This is a genomic window from Streptomyces sp. NRRL S-118 (assembly GCF_000716335.1).
Classification (GTDB): Bacteria; Actinomycetota; Actinomycetes; order Streptomycetales; family Streptomycetaceae; genus Streptomyces.
The window spans coordinates 14,409-30,644 of the sequence record NZ_KL591015.1 but is presented as its reverse complement, the minus strand read 5'-3'; the positions used below and the strand labels follow the sequence as shown (position 1 = coordinate 30,644).

The window sequence follows — 16,236 nt, the reverse complement described above, 5'->3', positions numbered from 1 at the left end:
GGCGCGTGGTCCGGGTACGCCGGGGACGCGCTGTACACGGTGCTGGTCGTGGCGCTGGTGGTGGCGGCTGCGCCCCGGCTGCGGCCGGTGGTGGCGGCAGGGATCGCGCTGGGGTTCTCGTGCGCGGTGGAGCTGTTCCAGCTGACGGGCGTCCCGGCCGCTCTGGCCGCTCGCAGCAGGCTCGCGCCGCTGGTCCTCGGCACGTCGTTCCACGCCCCGGACCTCCTCTGGTACGCGGTCGGCGCGGCGGCCGGCTGGGCGGTGCACGCCGGGCTCCGCCGCCGCGCCCGGCGGTCGGACGCCGCAGGCGGAGGCTGACCGGAAGCGGCTCGCGCGGTGGTCGGGGTGGGTGTGGTCGCCGTGGCCGGGGCAGCCGGGGCCGAGGATGCCGTTGAAGCCGTGGTTGCGGGCCTGATGGGCTGGTCGCCGAGCGCGTGGCGCAGGGCCTCCAGCTTCCACATGGTGCGCAGGGCGTTGGACCGGGCGGTGGCGGCGCTGACCGCGCCTCCAGGTCCGAAGGGAACACCGTCCCCGAGCCTGACGGGCGGGTTGACGCGCGTCAACCGGCCCCGCACGACCGTCATGGACAAGGCCCGGCGGCAGACACGCGAAAGCCCCGTCCCGGTCACCGGAACGGGGCCTCGGCCGCATGTCAGTCGTTGGCGACGACGGGGTAGCGCGGCGTGCCCGCCTCCATCTGCTTCAGCGCGTCCTTGCGCTCCCGCTTCGACAGCCGGTCGATGTACAGGTATCCGTACAGGTGGTCCGTCTCGTGCTGCAGGCAGCGGGCGAAGTACCCGGTGCCGCGCACGGTGATGGGGTTGCCCTTGACGTCCTGGCCGCGCACCACGGCGTAGTCGGGCCGCGCCAGCGACGCGTACGCCGTCGGGACGGACAGGCAGCCCTCGTTGGAGTCGTCCAGCACGCGCCGGTCCGCCGGCAGCTCCTCCAGCACCGGGTTGCAGACGACGCCCACGTGCCGCACGCCCTCGTCGTCCGGGCAGTCGTAGACGAAGACCTTCAGGTCCACACCGATCTGATTGGCGGCCAGGCCCACGCCCTCCGCCGTCCGCTGGCTGGCGAACATGTCGTCCACCAGCTGCGCGAGGGACTCGTCGAACGCGGTGACGTCCTTGCACTCCTTGTGCAGCACGGGGTTGCCGACGACCGTGATCGGGCGGGAGGTGCCGCGCTCGCGGTGGATCCGCTCACGCTCCTCGCAGTTCTCCGTGTCGATGACGAAGCCCTCGTCGTCCACGGGGAGGACGTCGATGTCCTGCTGGTCCGTCTCCTGCTGCGCCATGTCCGCCTTCGCGCCTTTCCGTCGGTGCCCGGGTACCCGTTGCCGTGATGTGCCCGTACAGCCTACGCGGGCGCGGGCGACCGGGGTCAGCAGACTTCCTCGAGATCCCGCCACTCACGGCTGTCCGGGCTGTCCGCCACCCAGCCGTCCAGCAGCCCCCGCACCAGCCCGGCCGGGGCCGCGATCCCGCACTCCCGCTCCGGCACCCACAGCTCGCCCGGCGAGCGGTGCCCGAGCGGCCCCGGGTGCCCCGGCTCGCTGTGATCGTGCGGGTCGAGGTGCTCGCCCTCGCCCTCGGCGCTCGGCATCCGCGACTCGGAACACGCCCGGCACAGCAGCCGCACCGACGACGACCAGTCCTCGGCGGCGAAGCCGGCGTCGGCCGCCAGCCGCTCCAGGGCGTCGCGGTCGGCCTCCGTGGCCGCCTCCAGCAGCACCACCCAGGTCGGCACGGGCGACGGCGCCCACAGCTCGATCTCGTCGAACACCGGGAAGCTGTGCCCGGCCGCGGTGGTCCGCTCGCCGTTGGGCACCCCGTCGTGCAGCACGACCTCGCCCCAGCGCCGCCCCGAGGACGGCAGGGGGATCGACAGCACCTCTATCCGGGCCGGGTCGAGCCGGCGGCCCCACACCACCTCCGCCTCGCCCTCCGGCGAGAGCCGTACGGCGGCGCTGCCCAGCTCCATGCCGGTCGGCTCCCCGCCTGCCGCGGCCGCCCCGGGCACCTTCAGCCCGTACGCCTGCCAGGCGCGGCGGGCCAGCGGCCAGTCCTGGAGGGCGGTGGCGGCGATGCCCACGTTCCACCAGTCCGGCGCACCGGTCTCCTTGTCGAGCAGCGCGACGGCCCGCAGGCCCGCGGTGCGCGCCTGCTCCCAGTCGTGCCGGAACTTGTGCAGCAGCGCCAGATTGAACCAGGACTCCGAGAGCCAGGGCTCCAGGTCCGCCGCACGCGTCAGCAGCGCGCCCGCGTCCTCGTACCGCCCGTCCCCGATCAGCGTGAACGCGCGGTCGGTGGCCTGCCGCCACGAGGCGGAGGGCCGATGCCGTACCTTCCCGAAGATCCTCACGATTCCCGCCTGCCGGTCCGCCGGTCACTGAAGGTCTCTGCCCCCGGACACCCTCTTGTTCGCATCCAACCATGCCGGGTCGCACACCCGCTCATTACCCATGGGTTACCCCGGTGCGGGACCGGTGACGCCGCCCCGGGCCAGCACTCTGGCCAGGGACTCCACCACCGCCGGGTGGTAGTCCCGCGCGGTGCCCAGGCGCAGCTGCTCCAGGGCGGTGAGCGACCCCTGGGCTGTTTCCCCGGCGAGGTCGTCGTATGCGTTGACGGCCCGGACGATCCGGGCGGGCAGCGGCTGCTCGCGGTAGGGGTCGGCCTGGCGCTCCACGACGACCGCGACCGCCGCCGGCACTCCGGTCTGCCGCACCACGGCTCCCCCCAGCAGGGCGATACGGCGCTGTTCCGCGGCCGGCAGCAGAGCGGTGGCGCCCTCCGGAACCGGGTCGACCAACGAGAGCTGCCCGATGTCGTGCATCAGCGCGGCGTACTCGAGAACGGTCAGGTCGGGTTCCGGCAGCCCGAGCTCGCGCCCGACGGCCCGGCTGAGCGCCGCGACGCGGTGGGCGTGGCCGGGCGGTGTGTATCCGGCGACCTCCGTGGCCCGCGCGAGGGAGGCGATGGTCTGGCGGTACGTGGCGCGCACGGCGGCGTACCGGCGGAACGACATCTGGGTGAGCAGCAGCGGTACGCAGAACAGCGGCAGCGCCCACAGGCCGGCGACCGCGACCGCGAGGGCGATCACGGCGCCGGTGGCGCAGACCGCCGAGCCGATGCCGAGCAGGGCGCGCAATCCCTCGCGCAGCAGCGGCCCGTACCGGTAGCCCGTGCGGACCCGCAGCAGCAGGGCGGCGAGCACCGCGTCGCACAGCGCCGACAGGACGAGCACGAGCGCCAGGAAGAGCGCGTAGAAGGGCCCCTGCCCGATGGACTCGTCCAACCGCCCGGTGTTGTAGAGCGGTTGGAAGCAGGCGGCGGCGAACGCGGTGGTCAGCACCCGGCGCGCCAGGTGGTCGTGGGCGGGCCGGCAGCCGCGGGCCACGTGCGGCACGGCACCGACGAGCGTGCCCGCGACGACGACGGCGACGATCTGGAGCACCCCGTGGGTGGTGGGGCGCCCGGCGGACTCGCCGAGCAGGGCGTACGCGAGGGCCCCGGCGGCCCCGAGCGGTGCGGGCTCCCGTGCCCACAGCTCCGCGAGCAGCGGCGGTGTCCGTCCGCCGGGCCCGGCGCCCCAGCGGGCGAGCTCCCCGACGGCGATGAGCACGCCGAAGGCGAGCGCCGTGCCCGGCTGCGCGACCCCGTGCCACAGGGTCCATCCGAGCCCGCCGGCGGCCAGGACGCCGGCCGCCCCGTGGACGACGCGTGCCGGGTGCGGCAGCGCCGCCGCCCGGGCGGCCCCGAGCGCCGTCACAGGGCCCCGTCCCGCGCGGCGCCGGGCCCGGCGTCCCGGCCCGCGCCGTCCCGGGGGCCGGGCCGGGCTGCGGCGGACGGGCCGCGGCCCGGGTCACGGGGTGGAGGGACGTTTCGGCGCGGCGCCTCGGGCGGATCGTCGGCGGTGACGGCCGGGTCCCATCCGTGCTTGTCCAGCGCCCGCGCCAGCGCCCGTACCATCCGCGGGTCGAACTGCGTGCCCGCGCACCGCTCCAGCTCGGCCATCGCCGTCGCCACGGGGCGCGCCCGCCGGTAGGAGCGGGTGGAGGTCATCGCGTCGAAGGCGTCCGCCACCGCGACGACCCGGGCGAACTCGGGGATCTGCCGGCCGCGCAGCCCGTACGGGTAACCGCTGCCGTCGATCCGTTCGTGGTGGTGCAGGATCGCCGCCCGCGCCTCGCCGAGGAAGCCGATGCCGCGCACGATCTCGTGCCCGTACTCCGGGTGCAGTTCGATCACCCGCCGCTCCTCGGTGGTCAGCGGTCCGTCCTTGCGCAGCACCCGGGTGGGCACCCCGAGCTTGCCGATGTCATGGAGGATCCCGGCGAACCGGACGACCTCCAGCCGTCCGTCGTCCATGCCGAGTTCGCGGGCGATCAGCACCGAGGCGTGGCCGACCCGCTCGCTGTGGCCGCGCGTGTAGGTGTCCTTGAGGTCGACGGCCTGCACCAGGGCGCGGATGGTCGCCTGGTGCGCGGCGCGCTCCCGGTGGTACTGCGTGAACATCCAGCTGGAGACGTACATGGGCAGCAGCACGAACAGCGCGGCGGGCCAGCCGTACGGGCTGCGCCACAGCACCGCCATCATCAGCCCGGCCAGTCCGTGCACGGCGTGCGGCGCCAGCGACCGCGGCAGCAGCCCCCGCCAGGCGCCGCGCCAGGGGACTCCCATGGCCGTGGCCATGATGCCGCCGTCGAGCGCGGTGAGCACCAGGGAGAAGGCGAGCACCGACAGGCCCGCGGGCAGCAGCACGTAGGGGAAGCCGGGGGTCGCGGAGAGGGCGTCGCCGTCGGCGCCGAAGGCCGCCGCGGTCTGCGCCGCGGCCCACGCGGCGAGGGCGAGCCGCGCGGCGCGCCAGGCCCGCCGGGGCGCGGCGGGCCGCTCCTCGACCGGGGCGATCAGCGCCCCGGGGACGGCCACCAGGGCGGCCGCGGCGGGCGGCAGCAGCAGCGCGGCGGCGAGCAGGACAGGGAAGAACGAGCCGGTGCCCGCGGGCGCGTCGGGGGCCCCGGATGCCCGCCCGGACACCGCCCGGCGCGCGGGCCACTCGCAGAAGGCGTAGAGCGCGGCGAGGAGCGCGAGGGCGCTCCAGGGCGTCCCGGCGGCCGGATCGAACGCGGGCAGCACGCACGCGGTGGCGCACAGCACGGTGCCCACCAGATACATGCACGCCCCCACCGGAATGCCCGCCACCGTTCCCGCCTCCCACCGGCCCTCCGAAACGAGCGCAAGGCTACGAGCCGGTGCCCGTCCGGTGGCGGCGGACGGAATCTATTAGCCCCTTCGGGTGACCAGCGGATAAACGGGAGGAGCGCACCGCGGTGCTCGCGGCGCGCCCCTCCCGTCACCTGTGCGGCAGGCGTCACTCCTGGGTCGCGGGCGTGGACGACACGTCGTGGTCCGGCACGGCCTCGCCCGAGCGGATCAGCTCGATCCGCCCCATGACCTTGGCCCGCAGGTCGCTCGGTACGTCGTCATGGCCGCAGCACCGCTTGACCAGCTTCTTCACGGCCTGTTCGAGCCCGTACTTCTCCAGGCACGGGGAGCACTCCTCGAAGTGCACCTCGAACTTGGTGCAGTCGCTGTCGGGCATCTCGCGGTCGAGGAACTCGTAGAGATGGTCCAGGACCTCCGCGCATTCCGTCTCGTGCGGCTCTCCGCAGCTCATGAGCCCGAGCCTTTCCCGTTGTTCGACGACTCTCCGGCGCCCGCGGGGACCAGTCCGCGGTCGCGGGCGTAGTCCTCGAGCATGCCGCGCAACTGGCGACGGCCACGGTGCAGTCGGGACATCACCGTACCGATGGGTGTACCCATGATGTCCGCGATCTCCTTGTACGCAAAGCCCTCGACATCGGCGAGGTACACCGCGATGCGGAACTCCTCGGGGATCGCCTGGAGGGCTTCCTTCACGTCGGAGTCGGGCAGATGGTCCAGCGCCTGGGACTCGGCGGACCGCAGACCGGTGGACATGTGCGACTCGGCGCGGGCGAGCTGCCAGTCCTCGATCTCCTCGGCGGCGCTGCGCTGGGGCTCGCGCTGCTTCTTGCGGTACGAGTTGATGAAGGTGTTGGTGAGGATCCGGTACAGCCAGGCCTTGAGGTTCGTGCCCTCACGGAACTGATGGAACGACCCGTACGCCTTGGCGTACGTCTCCTGGACCAGGTCCTCGGCGTCGGCGGGATTGCGTGTCATGCGCAGGGCCGCGGAGTACATCTGGTCGAGGTAGCCGAGGGCGTCCCGCTCGAAGCGCGCGTTGCGCTCGGTCTCCGTCTCCTCGGGGCCGTCGTTGGTCCCTGTGTCGGTCCCGGTGACCGGACCCACCTCCTCCAGCGCAGTGACGGGACCGAGTCCGGACCCGCTCGAATCGGAGAATAGTCGACCTTCCGGCGCCAGTCCCTTCGAATTAGCTCCGCGAGCTGCCCGGACAGGGGCGGTCCTGGCCGCAGGGAGCACGGTCCAGTCCAGCTCGGCGGACGCGGACCGGCTCGGGCAGACGATCGAACCCATGCGACGGACTTCCTCTCCTGGCTCAGCTCTCTTCACCGACGCCCGTCACAACAACACCGCGGCGGCTCTTCATTCCCGCAGGGAACCCACCCACTCCCCGACCCGGTCGGTGATCACCGCGAGCGCCGCCTCCTGGGTCACCGGCGCCCGCTTCGGCACGGCGAAGCCGTGGTCGCCGAAGGGGACCTCCACCAGCTCGTGGTCCCCCTCCGGGAACTCGGCGGGCCTGCCGAAGGGGTCGTTGCCGCCCTGGACGACGAGGGTGGGCACGCCCGCCCCGCGCAGCTCGTCCGCCCGCGAGTTCTCCGGCCTGCCCGGCGGGTGGAGCGGGAAGCTCAGCGCCAGTACGGCGCGGGCGCCCAGCTCGCGGGCGGTGCGGCAGGCCACCCGGGCTCCCGCGCTGCGCCCGCCCGCCACGATCGGCAGCCCGGGCGCGCGCAGGGCGGGCCACAGGTCCCGCCAGGCGGCGTCGAGGGACTTGGGGGCGGGCGCGAGCTTCTTGCCGGCGACCCGCCAGGGCTGTTCGACCAGGGCGACGGTCACGCCGGCGGCGGGCAGGGCCGCGGCGAGCGCCCGGAGATCCCGGGCCTCGATGCCGCCGCCGGCGCCGTGGCCGAGGGCCACGACGAGACGGGCGTCGCCTCCGGCGGCGTGCCAGGTGATACGGGCGTCGCCGGCGCCGGTCGGCACGGTTTCGGTGGTGGTGGTGTCGGTCACCGTGCCATGGTGCCCGGGCGGCGCCCGGCGTGCCGTGTCCCGCCCCCCGCGGCCTGCGTGCCGCGGCCCCGCGTGCCGCGCGTCAGAAGAGGGTTTCCTCCACCGGGCCGGGGAGTTCCTCGAGCAGCTCCGGCCCGTTGTTGCGGACGTTGCTGACGGCGGGCGTCACCGGGTAGGCGCGCATCAGACCGGCCGGGGGCGGGCTGAGCAGGGAGCGCAGCTCGTCGGGGTCCGTGCGAGAGGGGTCCAGCCAGGCGTCCCACCGGTCGGGCGTGAGCATCAGCGGCATGCGCGGGTGGATGTCCGACAGGGCGTGCGGCCCATCCGCCGGGGCCACGCCCAGCGGTTCCGTGTCCGCCTCGGTGGTGATCACCGAGCAGGTGGCCCACCACGCCCGGGGGTGGTCGGGCGGCAGGGTCGGGTCGCGCCAGAACTCGTACAGCCCCGCCATCGCGAAGACGGACCCGTCGGCGGGCGTGACGAAGTACGGCTGCTTGCGCGGGCGCTTCTTCTTCCCCTGCTCCTCCAGCTGCCGCTCCGCGGCGCCGGTCACCCACTCGTAATAGCCGTCGGCGGGCAGGATGCAGCGGCGGGTGGCGAAGGCCTGCCGGAAGGACGGCTTCTCGTGGACCGTCTCCGCCCGGGCGTTGATCATCCGGGCGGCGCCCTCGGGGGACTTGGACCACGACGGTACGAGACCCCACTTCAGGGTCCGCAGCTGCCGGACCGGACTCGGGGAGTCCGCTCCCCTGAGCGGGCGCTCGAGGACCGCGTACACCTCCTTGGTGGGCGCCACGTTCCAGTCGGGGGCCAGGGTCTCCTCCGGCTCCCACTTCCGGACGCCGAACAGACCCGTGAGGTCCTCGGGCCGCCGGCTCGCCGCGTACCGTCCGCACATCGCGTACCACCCCTCCTCCGTATGCGCTACGAGCCTAGGCGGTGAGGTGGCGGAACGGGCGGGCCGTCCGCGGAACAGGGGCCGGGGTTGAGCCACCGCCCACCGGGCACGGAGGATGCTCCCTACGCCGAGACACCAGGGAGCCGCCCGACCATGGACCGTACGAGCCTCGCCGACCTCTGGGACCGCGTCACCGGCACCCAGCCCGCCCCGGACCTGTGGCTCGTCCTGGTCACGGCCGCCGCCGCCCTCGCGGTCACCGTCCCGCACGGGCTGTGGCGGGTGGCGCGGAACGCGATCACGATCGCCCACGAGGGCGGCCACGGGCTCATCGCCCTGGTCACCGGCCGGCGGCTGCAGGGCATCCGGCTGCACTCCGACACCAGCGGTCTGACCGTCAGCCGGGGCCGGCCGACCGGACTGGGCATGATCCTCACCGCGGCGGCCGGCTACACCGCCCCGTCCCTGCTCGGCCTCGGCGGCGCCTGGCTGCTGGCGGCGCACCGCATCACGCTCCTGCTGTGGGTGGCGACCGCGCTGCTCGTCGCCATGCTGGTGATGATCCGCAACGCGTACGGGGCCCTCACGGTGCTCGTGACCGGCGCCGCCTTCCTGCTCGTGTCGTGGCTGACGGAGCCCGTCGTCCAGGCGGCGTTCGCGTACGGCGTGGTCTGGTTCCTCCTTCTGGGCGGTGTCCGGCCCGTCTTCGAGCTCCAGTCGAAACGGCGGCACGGCGGTGCCCCGGACTCGGACGCCGACCAGCTCGCCCGGCTCACGCACGTCCCGCCGGCCCTGTGGTTGTTCCTCTTCCACGCGGTGTCGCTGTGCTCCCTGACCGGCGGCGGGCGCTGGCTGCTGGGCCTCTGAGACCGGCGAGTCCGATGATCATGAGAGCCCGGTGGAGGTGAGCTCTGGCCATAGGGCCCGTCTAAAGTGAGGGGCATGACCGATAGCCCCGCACACCTCGACCTCTGGCCCGCTCCCCCCGCACGCGGAGCCGTCGACGCGACCGTCACCGTGCCCGGGTCCAAGTCGGTCACCAACCGTGGCCTGGTGCTCGCCGCGCTCGCCTCCGAACCCGGCTGGCTGCGCCGCCCGCTGCGCTCCCGCGACACCCTGCTGATGGCCGAGGCCCTGCGCACGATGGGCGTGGGCATCGAGGAGGGCGTGGGCCCCGACGGCACGGGCGAGCGGTGGCGGGTCATCCCCGCGGGCCTGCACGGCCCGGCGCACGTCGACGTCGGCAACGCCGGCACGGTCATGCGCTTCCTGCCCCCGGTCGCCGCCCTCGCCGACGGGCCGGTCCGCTTCGACGGCGACCCCCGCTCCCACGAGCGGCCGCTGCACGGCGTGATCGACGCCCTGCGCGCCCTGGGCGCCCGCATCGACGACGACGGGCGCGGGTGCCTGCCGATGACCGTGCACGGCAGCGGGGCACTGGACGGCGGCCCGGTCGAGATCGACGCCTCGTCCTCGTCGCAGTTCGTCAGCGCGCTGCTGCTCTCCGCCCCCCGCTTCAACCAGGGCGTGGAGGTGCGCCACACCGGCGCCAAGCTGCCCTCCATGCCGCACATCCGGATGACCGTCGACATGCTCCGCGCGGTCGGCGCGCAGGTCGACGAGCCGGAGACCGGCGGCGAGCCGAACGTCTGGCGGGTCTCCCCCTCCGCGCTGCTGGGCCGCGACCTGACCGTCGAGCCGGACCTGTCCAACGCCCAGCCGTTCCTGGCGGCCGCCCTGGTCACCGGCGGACGGATCACCATCCCGGACTGGCCGCAGTACACCACCCAGCCCGGTGACGCGCTGCGCGAGATCTTCACCGCGATGGGCGGCTCCTGCGAACTGACCGAGCAGGGGCTCACCTTCACCGGTACGGGCACCGTCCACGGCATCGACTGGGACCTCGGTGACGTCGGCGAGCTCACGCCCGGCATCGCGGCGGTCGCCGCCCTCGCCGACTCGCCCTCGACCCTGCGCGGAGTGGCCCACCTGCGGCTGCACGAGACGGACCGGCTGGCCGCGCTGACCAAGGAGATCAACGAGCTCGGCGGCGACGTCACCGAGACCGCGGACGGGCTGCACATCCGCCCGCGCCCGCTGCACGGCGGTGTCTTCCACACGTACGACGACCACCGCATGGCGACCGCCGGGTCGATCATCGGCCTCGCCGTCGACGGCGTGCTGATCGAGAACGTGGCGACGACCGCCAAGACCCTGCCGGACTTCCCGCAGATGTGGACCGGAATGCTCGAGGCCTGACGACATGCGCCGCTACGGCAAGCACACGGACGAGGACGACATCCGTTCCCGCCCCAACCGCAAGGGCACCCGCCCCCGCACCACCATCCGCCCCAAGCACGAGGACGCGGCCGAGGGCATGGTCCTCACCGTGGACCGGGGCCGCCTGACCTGCCTCGTCGACGGCCGCACGGTCATGGCGATGAAGGCCCGCGAACTGGGCCGCAAGGCCGCCGTGGTGGGCGACCGGGTGTCCCTCGTCGGTGACATGTCCGGCAAGAAGGACACCCTGGCCCGGATCGTCCGCATCGAGCCGCGCCGCTCCGTCCTGCGCCGTACGGCCGACGACGACGATCCGTTCGAGCGCGTGGTCGTCGCCAACGCCGACCAGCTCGCCGTCGTCACCGCCCTCGCCGACCCCGAGCCACGCCCCCGGCTGATCGACCGCTGCCTGGTGGCGGCGTACGACGGCGGCCTGGAGCCGCTGCTGGTGCTGACCAAGTCGGACCTCGCACCACCCTCGGCGCTGCTGGAGCTGTACGGCGCGCTCGACATCCCGTACGTCGTCACCAGCCGCGAGGAGCTGTACGACGGGAACGCGGCCGACCGGGTCCGCGAGTTCCTCGCCGGCCGCACCACCGCCTTCGTCGGCCACTCGGGCGTCGGCAAGACGACCCTGGTCAACGCGCTGGTGCCGGAGGAACGCCGCCGGCTCACCGGTGACGTCAACGCGGTGACGGGCCGCGGCCGGCACACCACCACGTCAGCGCTGGCGCTGCCGCTGGGCGGCGCCGAGGGATGGGTGATCGACACCCCGGGCGTGCGGTCCTTCGGGCTCAACCACGTCGACCCCTCCCGGGTCATCAACGCCTTCCCCGACCTGGTGCCGGGCACGGAGCAGTGCCCGCGCGCGTGCAGCCACGACGAGCCGGAGTGCGCGCTGGACGCCTGGGTGGCCGAGGGGCACGCCGACCCGGCGCGGCTGTACTCGCTGCGGCGGCTGCTCGCCACGCGCGAGCGACGCGAAGGCGACTGAGTCGCGCACGTTTGCGGATCCCGGCGCCCGGTAAGTGCATAATCGCACCAAGTCGGACCGGGCAGTCACGGACCACGGACGCGGGAGGCACTGACGATGGCGTGGCTGCTGGTGATCGTCGCGGGCTTCCTGGAGACCGGTTTCGCCGTCTGCCTCAAACTCTCCCACGGCTTCACGCGCTTGTGGCCGACGGTCGCCTTCGCCTGTTTCGCCCTCGGCAGCTTCGGGCTGCTGACCCTGTCGCTGCGGAAGCTGGACGTGGGTCCGGCGTACGCGGTGTGGACCGGGATCGGGGCGGCGGGCACGGCCGTCTACGGCATGATCTTCCTGGGTGACCTGGTGTCCACGCTGAAGATCATCTCGATCTCGCTGGTGATCCTCGGGGTCATCGGGCTCCAGCTCTCGGGCTCGTCGCACTGACACCGCCGACGACCCGGCGCACGAGCGCGCCGACCTCCTCCTGGGGGCCGGGCGCGACGACGCAGGACAGGGCGAGCCGTACGGCCAGCTCGCACACCTCCTCCCCGCAGCCCTCCCGGCCCAGCGCCGCCAGATACCGCTCCCGTACGGCCGTCACCAGTTCGGCCGGACCGGGTGCGCCCGCGTCGGCGCGGCGCTGGGCGGCCGAACCGGTCAGGACCCGCCGGGCCGGACCGGGCCGCGGACGCGGCGCCGGGAGCCGGTCGCCCCAGCAGCCGGTGAGCAGGGCGCGCAGCAGGGGCCGCGTCCGCGCCTCGCGGACGATCCACTCGGCGACGAGCGCGAGGCGGTCCCCCGCGTCCTGCCGGACGCCGGCGCGCGTGTCCGCGCCCGCGCCCGCCCCCATGCCCATGGCCGGGTCGGTGTTGCCCCCGAGGAGTCGTTCGACGCCCTCCAGGTACGTGTCGGCCTCGCTGCGCAGCAGGGCCCGCGCCAGGCCCTCCTTGCTGCCGAACTCGTTGTAGAGGGTCTGCCGGGACACGCCCGCCGCCGCCGCGACGTCGACCATCCGCACCGCCGCCCAGGGCAGGTCCGCGAGCGCCGCGCGAGCGGCGTCGAGCAGCGCTTCGCGCGCGGTGGGCATCGTCGCCTCCCCTGGCCCGACGGCTCTGAGCTCAGAGTTGACGGGCTGCCACGCACTGTCAATAGCTCCCGCGGAAGCGGCCGGTCCAGCGGGATAGAGTGCGGCTCATGGCCGATTACCACGATGATCTGCGTCTTGCCCACGTCCTCGCGGACGCCGCCGACGCCGCCACCATGGACCGGTTCAGGGCGCTGGACCTCAAAGTGGAGACGAAGCCGGACATGACCCCGGTGAGCGAGGCCGACCGGGCCGCCGAGGAGCTGATCCGGGGCCAGCTGCAGCGGGCGCGGCCGCGCGACGCGATCCTGGGCGAGGAGTACGGCGTCGAGGGCACGGGCCCGCGCCGCTGGGTGATCGACCCGATCGACGGCACCAAGAACTACGTGCGGGGCGTGCCGGTCTGGGCGACGCTGATCGCGCTCATGGAGGCGGGCGAGGGGGGCTTCCAGCCGGTCGTGGGCGTGGTGTCGGCGCCGGCGCTGGGCCGCCGCTGGTGGGCGGCGAAGGGGCTCGGCGCGTACACCGGCCGCAGCCTGTCGTCGGCGACGCGCCTTCATGTGTCCAAGGTGGCGGAGCTGTCCGACGCGTCGTTCGCGTACTCGTCGCTCAGCGGCTGGGAGGAGCAGGGCCGGCTGGACGGCTTCCTCGACCTCACGCGCGCGTGCTGGCGGACGCGCGGGTACGGCGACTTCTGGCCGTACATGATGGTCGCGGAGGGCTCGGTGGACATCTGCGCCGAGCCGGAGCTGTCGCTGTGGGACATGGCGGCGACCGCCGTCGTGGTGCAGGAGGCGGGCGGCACCTTCACCGGCCTGGACGGCGCGCCGGGACCGCACAGCGGGAACGCGGCGGCGTCCAACGGCCTGCTCCACGACGAGTTGCTGGGCTACCTGAACCAGCGTTACTGAGACCGTCCCGCGGGACCCGCGGCCGGCCGCGGGTCCGGCCGCTCGCCCGTCGGCCGCCCACCGTCCGTCATGGCGTATGTGCGCCAGGTCATGCAGACCCCTTGTTGAGGCCGCGCCGGGCTGCCACTCTGAAGTCCCCCCACTTGTGAATTTGTGAATCGATTCTCGACGAGTCGTTCACCAAGGAGGTGGCTCCGTCCATGCTCGTCCGTGACGCCATGAGCACGGTGGTCCTCACCATCGGCCCCGCCCACACGCTCCGCCAGGCAGCAGCCCTGATGGCGGCGCGCCGGGTCGGCGCGGCCGTCGTTCTGGACCATGACACCAGCGGCCTCGGCATCCTCACCGAACGGGACATCCTCGTCTCGGTCGGCGCCGGGCAGAACCCGGACCTGGAGACGGCCGGCGCGCACACGACGACCGACGTCGTCTTCGCCGCGCCGGAGTGGACCCTGGAGGAGGCCGCGACCGCCATGTCCCACGGCGGCTTCCGCCACCTGATCGTGCTGGACGGCACCGGGCCGGTCGGCATCGTCTCCGTGCGCGACATCATCCGCTGCTGGGCGCCGGCGCGGCGTCACGCGGCCGCCCTGGCCTGAAGGGGTGTCCCCCCGGACGGACCGGAGGGCCGGCCCCCTGCGGGAGCCGGCCCTCTCGGCTACGACAAGCGGTCCGGTGCTGTTCAGCCGCGCAGGGCCTGGACCGCGGCCTCCAGCCGCTTGCCGAAGTCTCCGTCGGCCTGACGGAAGTTGTTGATCGCGCGCTCGACGATGTCGTCGCGCGAGACCTGGGAGATCGAGCCCGCGAGGTTCTCGATCAGACGGTCCTTCTCGTCCTCCGTCATGAGCCGGTAGAGGTCGCCGGCCTGGACGAAGTCGTTGTCCTCGGCGTGCACCGGCGCCTCGTGGTTGCCGGTCCCGCCCGTCACCGCGATCGGCTGCCACAGCGGCCGGTCGGTCTGGAGCGGGCCGCCGAAGCTGTTCGGCTCGTAGTTCTTCGCGCCCTTGTGACGGCCGTCGTACAGGAAGCCGTCACGGCTGTTCGTCCGCGCCTCGGTGGCGTGCGGGCGGTTCACCGGCAGGTGGTCGGCGTTGATGCCGACGCGGTAGCGGTGGGCGTCGCCGTACGCGAAGAGGCGGCCCTGGAGCATCTTGTCCGGGGACGGCCCGATACCGGGCACGAAGTGGGCGGGGCTGAAGATCGACTGTTCGACCTCGGCGAAGACGTTCTCCGGGTTGCGGTTGAGCTCCAGCTTGCCGAACTCGATGACCGGGTAGTCGGCGTGCGGCCACACCTTGGTCAGGTCGAACGGGTTGAAGCGGTAGGTCGCCGCGTCCGCCACCGGCATGATCTGCACGCCGACGGTCCAGGACGGGTACTCGCCGCGCTCGATGGCCTCGCGCAGGTCGCGCTGGTGCGAGTCGGGGTCCTCACCGGCGAGCTTGTTGGCCTCGGCCTGCGTGAGGCACTTGATGCCCTGGTCCGTCTTGAAGTGGTACTTCACCCAGAAGGCCTCGCCGGCCTCGTTGTTCCACTGGAAGGTGTGGGAACCGAAGCCGTCCATGTGGCGGTAGCCGGCCGGGATGCCGCGGTCGCCGAACAGCCAGGTCACCTGGTGCACCGACTCGGGCGACAGGCTCCAGAAGTCCCAGACGTTGTCCGCCTCCTGCGAGCCCGTGTACGGGTCGCGCTTCTGCGTGTGGATGAAGTCGGGGAACTTGATGGCGTCCTTGATGAAGAACACCGGGGTGTTGTTGCCGACGAGGTCGTAGTTGCCCTCCTCGGTGTAGAACTTAAGCGCGAAGCCCCGGGGGTCCCGCACCGCGTCGGCGGCGCCCAGATTGCCCGCCACGGTCGAGAAGCGCAGGAAGACCTCGGTCTGCTTGCCGACCTCGGAGAGGAACTTCGCGCGGGTGTACGGGGTGACGTCGGCCGTCACCGTGAAGGTGCCGTAGGCGCCGGCGCCGCGCGCGTGGACCACCCGCTCCGGGATGCGCTCCCGGTTGAAGTGGGCGAGCTTCTCGAGAAGGAGCTGGTCCTGGACGAGAACCGGACCGCCGACGCCCGCGGTCTCGCTGTTCTGGTTGTCGGCGACCGGCGCGCCGGCCTCCGTGGTGAGCGGTCCCTGCGTCACGTGCGCCTCCTGCATGTCTCCTGCACTACCTGTCCCTCGGCCAATGCCTGGCATCGATCCTACAATGGACATTGTCTAAGTCAAGCCATCATCCAAACCCACACCGGTTCGGGACTGGGTCCCCTCCCTGTTAGGCTGGTCTCCATGAGCGACCTGTTGGAACGACTGCGAGGACGCGGCTGGCGCATGACCGCGCAGCGACGTGTCGTGGCCGAGGTCCTCGACGGCGAGCACGTCCACCTGACGGCTGACGAGGTCCACGCACGCGCGGTGGAGCGGCTCCCGGAGATTTCCCGTGCGACCGTCTACAACACGCTGGGCGAGCTGGTGACGCTGGGCGAGGTCCTGGAGGTCACGACGGACCGCCGCGCGAAGCGGTACGACCCGAACGCGCACCGTCCGCACCACCACCTGGTCTGCGCGGGTTGCGGCGCGATCCGCGACGTGCACCCGTCGGGCGACCCGCTGGCCGACCTGCCGGACACCGAGCGCTTCGGGTTCACCATCTCCGACGTCGAAGTCACGTACCGGGGCGTGTGCCCCACCTGCGCGGCCGCCTGACCGCGCCTGCGACGGACACGGAAGCCCCCCGGGAGACCGGGGGGCTTTTGCGTTGCCGGGGGCCTTGCGCGAGGGGGGCTTTGCGGTGCGACGCCTTCAGGAGACGAGGAAACGCCGAAGGCCCGGATCTCGTGAGATCCGGGCCTTCGGTTTC

At 73.2% G+C, this 16,236-nt stretch carries 18 protein-coding genes and 1 pseudogene; 8 read left to right on the top strand and 11 right to left on the bottom strand.

What is annotated here, in order from left to right:
- Positions 1 to 39 precede the first annotated feature (39 nt).
- Entirely contained in the window at positions 40 to 318 is a 279-nt protein-coding gene (locus IH00_RS0123760; protein WP_420710911.1) for a DUF2809 domain-containing protein, read from the top strand.
- Here the strand turns inward: IH00_RS0123760 and IH00_RS44225 are convergent.
- The 9 genes and pseudogenes from IH00_RS44225 to IH00_RS0123720 all read right to left on the bottom strand — a co-directional run.
- Positions 298 to 509, bottom strand: a pseudogene (locus IH00_RS44225) (peptidase M15); the annotation flags it as partial. The gene IH00_RS0123760 and the pseudogene IH00_RS44225 overlap by 21 nt on opposite strands.
- A gap of 143 nt (positions 510 to 652) precedes the next feature.
- Entirely contained in the window at positions 653 to 1,303 is a 651-nt protein-coding gene (gene def / locus IH00_RS0123755; RefSeq protein WP_031076829.1) for a peptide deformylase, read from the bottom strand.
- A gap of 86 nt (positions 1,304 to 1,389) precedes the next feature.
- Positions 1,390 to 2,370 carry a tetratricopeptide repeat protein gene (locus IH00_RS0123750; protein ID WP_031076826.1) on the bottom strand — a complete coding sequence of 327 codons (981 nt, stop codon included), beginning with the start codon at positions 2,368 to 2,370 and terminating at the stop codon, positions 1,390 to 1,392.
- A gap of 105 nt (positions 2,371 to 2,475) precedes the next feature.
- Complete coding sequence (locus tag IH00_RS0123745; protein ID WP_078887924.1) at positions 2,476 to 3,780, bottom strand: HD-GYP domain-containing protein; 1,305 nt, start codon at positions 3,778 to 3,780, stop codon at positions 2,476 to 2,478.
- The gene (locus IH00_RS0123740; protein ID WP_420710910.1) at positions 3,777 to 5,213 is read right to left on the bottom strand and encodes an HD-GYP domain-containing protein; all 1,437 of its coding nucleotides are present in this window, start codon (positions 5,211 to 5,213) and stop codon (positions 3,777 to 3,779) included. The genes IH00_RS0123745 and IH00_RS0123740 overlap by 4 nt, the downstream gene beginning before the upstream one ends.
- A gap of 169 nt (positions 5,214 to 5,382) precedes the next feature.
- Positions 5,383 to 5,688 carry a mycothiol system anti-sigma-R factor gene (gene rsrA / locus IH00_RS0123735; protein ID WP_031076821.1) on the bottom strand — a complete coding sequence of 102 codons (306 nt, stop codon included), beginning with the start codon at positions 5,686 to 5,688 and terminating at the stop codon, positions 5,383 to 5,385.
- Positions 5,685 to 6,341, bottom strand: coding sequence for a sigma-70 family RNA polymerase sigma factor (locus tag IH00_RS0123730; RefSeq protein ID WP_031076819.1), 657 nt, complete (start codon positions 6,339 to 6,341; stop codon positions 5,685 to 5,687). Before IH00_RS0123730 ends, rsrA begins: the two co-directional genes overlap by 4 nt.
- Before the next feature lie 255 nt (positions 6,342 to 6,596).
- On the bottom strand, positions 6,597 to 7,244 hold the full coding sequence (locus IH00_RS0123725; protein WP_031076817.1) for an alpha/beta hydrolase family protein: 648 nt from the start codon (positions 7,242 to 7,244) through the stop codon (positions 6,597 to 6,599).
- An 82-nt stretch (positions 7,245 to 7,326) separates the two neighbouring features.
- Complete coding sequence (locus tag IH00_RS0123720) at positions 7,327 to 8,142, bottom strand: SOS response-associated peptidase (RefSeq protein WP_031076816.1); 816 nt, start codon at positions 8,140 to 8,142, stop codon at positions 7,327 to 7,329.
- A 153-nt stretch (positions 8,143 to 8,295) separates the two neighbouring features.
- Between IH00_RS0123720 and IH00_RS0123715 the strand changes: the two genes are divergently transcribed.
- From IH00_RS0123715 to IH00_RS0123700, 4 genes are all read left to right on the top strand, one after another.
- On the top strand, positions 8,296 to 9,009 hold the full coding sequence (locus IH00_RS0123715) for a M50 family metallopeptidase (RefSeq protein ID WP_031076814.1): 714 nt from the start codon (positions 8,296 to 8,298) through the stop codon (positions 9,007 to 9,009).
- 75 nt (positions 9,010 to 9,084) lie between these two features.
- Positions 9,085 to 10,401 carry a 3-phosphoshikimate 1-carboxyvinyltransferase gene (gene aroA / locus IH00_RS0123710; protein ID WP_031076813.1) on the top strand — a complete coding sequence of 439 codons (1,317 nt, stop codon included), beginning with the start codon at positions 9,085 to 9,087 and terminating at the stop codon, positions 10,399 to 10,401.
- A 4-nt stretch (positions 10,402 to 10,405) separates the two neighbouring features.
- Positions 10,406 to 11,416: a ribosome small subunit-dependent GTPase A gene (rsgA, locus tag IH00_RS0123705; RefSeq protein ID WP_031076811.1), complete on the top strand. Its 1,011-nt coding sequence runs from the start codon at positions 10,406 to 10,408 to the stop codon at positions 11,414 to 11,416.
- A gap of 96 nt (positions 11,417 to 11,512) precedes the next feature.
- Positions 11,513 to 11,836, top strand: a complete 324-nt coding sequence (locus tag IH00_RS0123700; protein ID WP_031076809.1) for a DMT family transporter — start codon at positions 11,513 to 11,515, stop codon at positions 11,834 to 11,836.
- Here the strand turns inward: IH00_RS0123700 and IH00_RS0123695 are convergent.
- Positions 11,802 to 12,479, bottom strand: a complete 678-nt coding sequence (locus tag IH00_RS0123695) for a TetR/AcrR family transcriptional regulator (protein WP_031076808.1) — start codon at positions 12,477 to 12,479, stop codon at positions 11,802 to 11,804. The two genes, IH00_RS0123700 and IH00_RS0123695, sit on opposite strands and share 35 nt — an antisense overlap.
- 107 nt (positions 12,480 to 12,586) lie before the next feature.
- Here IH00_RS0123695 and hisN point away from each other — a divergent pair, with 107 nt between their 5' ends.
- Positions 12,587 to 13,387 carry a histidinol-phosphatase gene (gene hisN, locus IH00_RS0123690; RefSeq protein WP_031076806.1) on the top strand — a complete coding sequence of 267 codons (801 nt, stop codon included), beginning with the start codon at positions 12,587 to 12,589 and terminating at the stop codon, positions 13,385 to 13,387.
- Between the two features lie 200 nt (positions 13,388 to 13,587).
- The gene (locus IH00_RS0123685; RefSeq protein WP_031076804.1) at positions 13,588 to 13,986 is read left to right on the top strand and encodes a CBS domain-containing protein; all 399 of its coding nucleotides are present in this window, start codon (positions 13,588 to 13,590) and stop codon (positions 13,984 to 13,986) included.
- An 83-nt stretch (positions 13,987 to 14,069) separates the two neighbouring features.
- Here IH00_RS0123685 and IH00_RS0123680 read toward each other — a convergent pair whose 3' ends face one another.
- The gene (locus IH00_RS0123680) at positions 14,070 to 15,521 is read right to left on the bottom strand and encodes a catalase (RefSeq protein ID WP_031076801.1); all 1,452 of its coding nucleotides are present in this window, start codon (positions 15,519 to 15,521) and stop codon (positions 14,070 to 14,072) included.
- 144 nt (positions 15,522 to 15,665) lie between these two features.
- On the opposite strand from IH00_RS0123680, the gene IH00_RS0123675 reads away from it, so the two are divergent.
- Entirely contained in the window at positions 15,666 to 16,082 is a 417-nt protein-coding gene (locus tag IH00_RS0123675) for a Fur family transcriptional regulator (RefSeq protein ID WP_031076799.1), read from the top strand.
- Positions 16,083 to 16,236 lie beyond the last annotated feature (154 nt).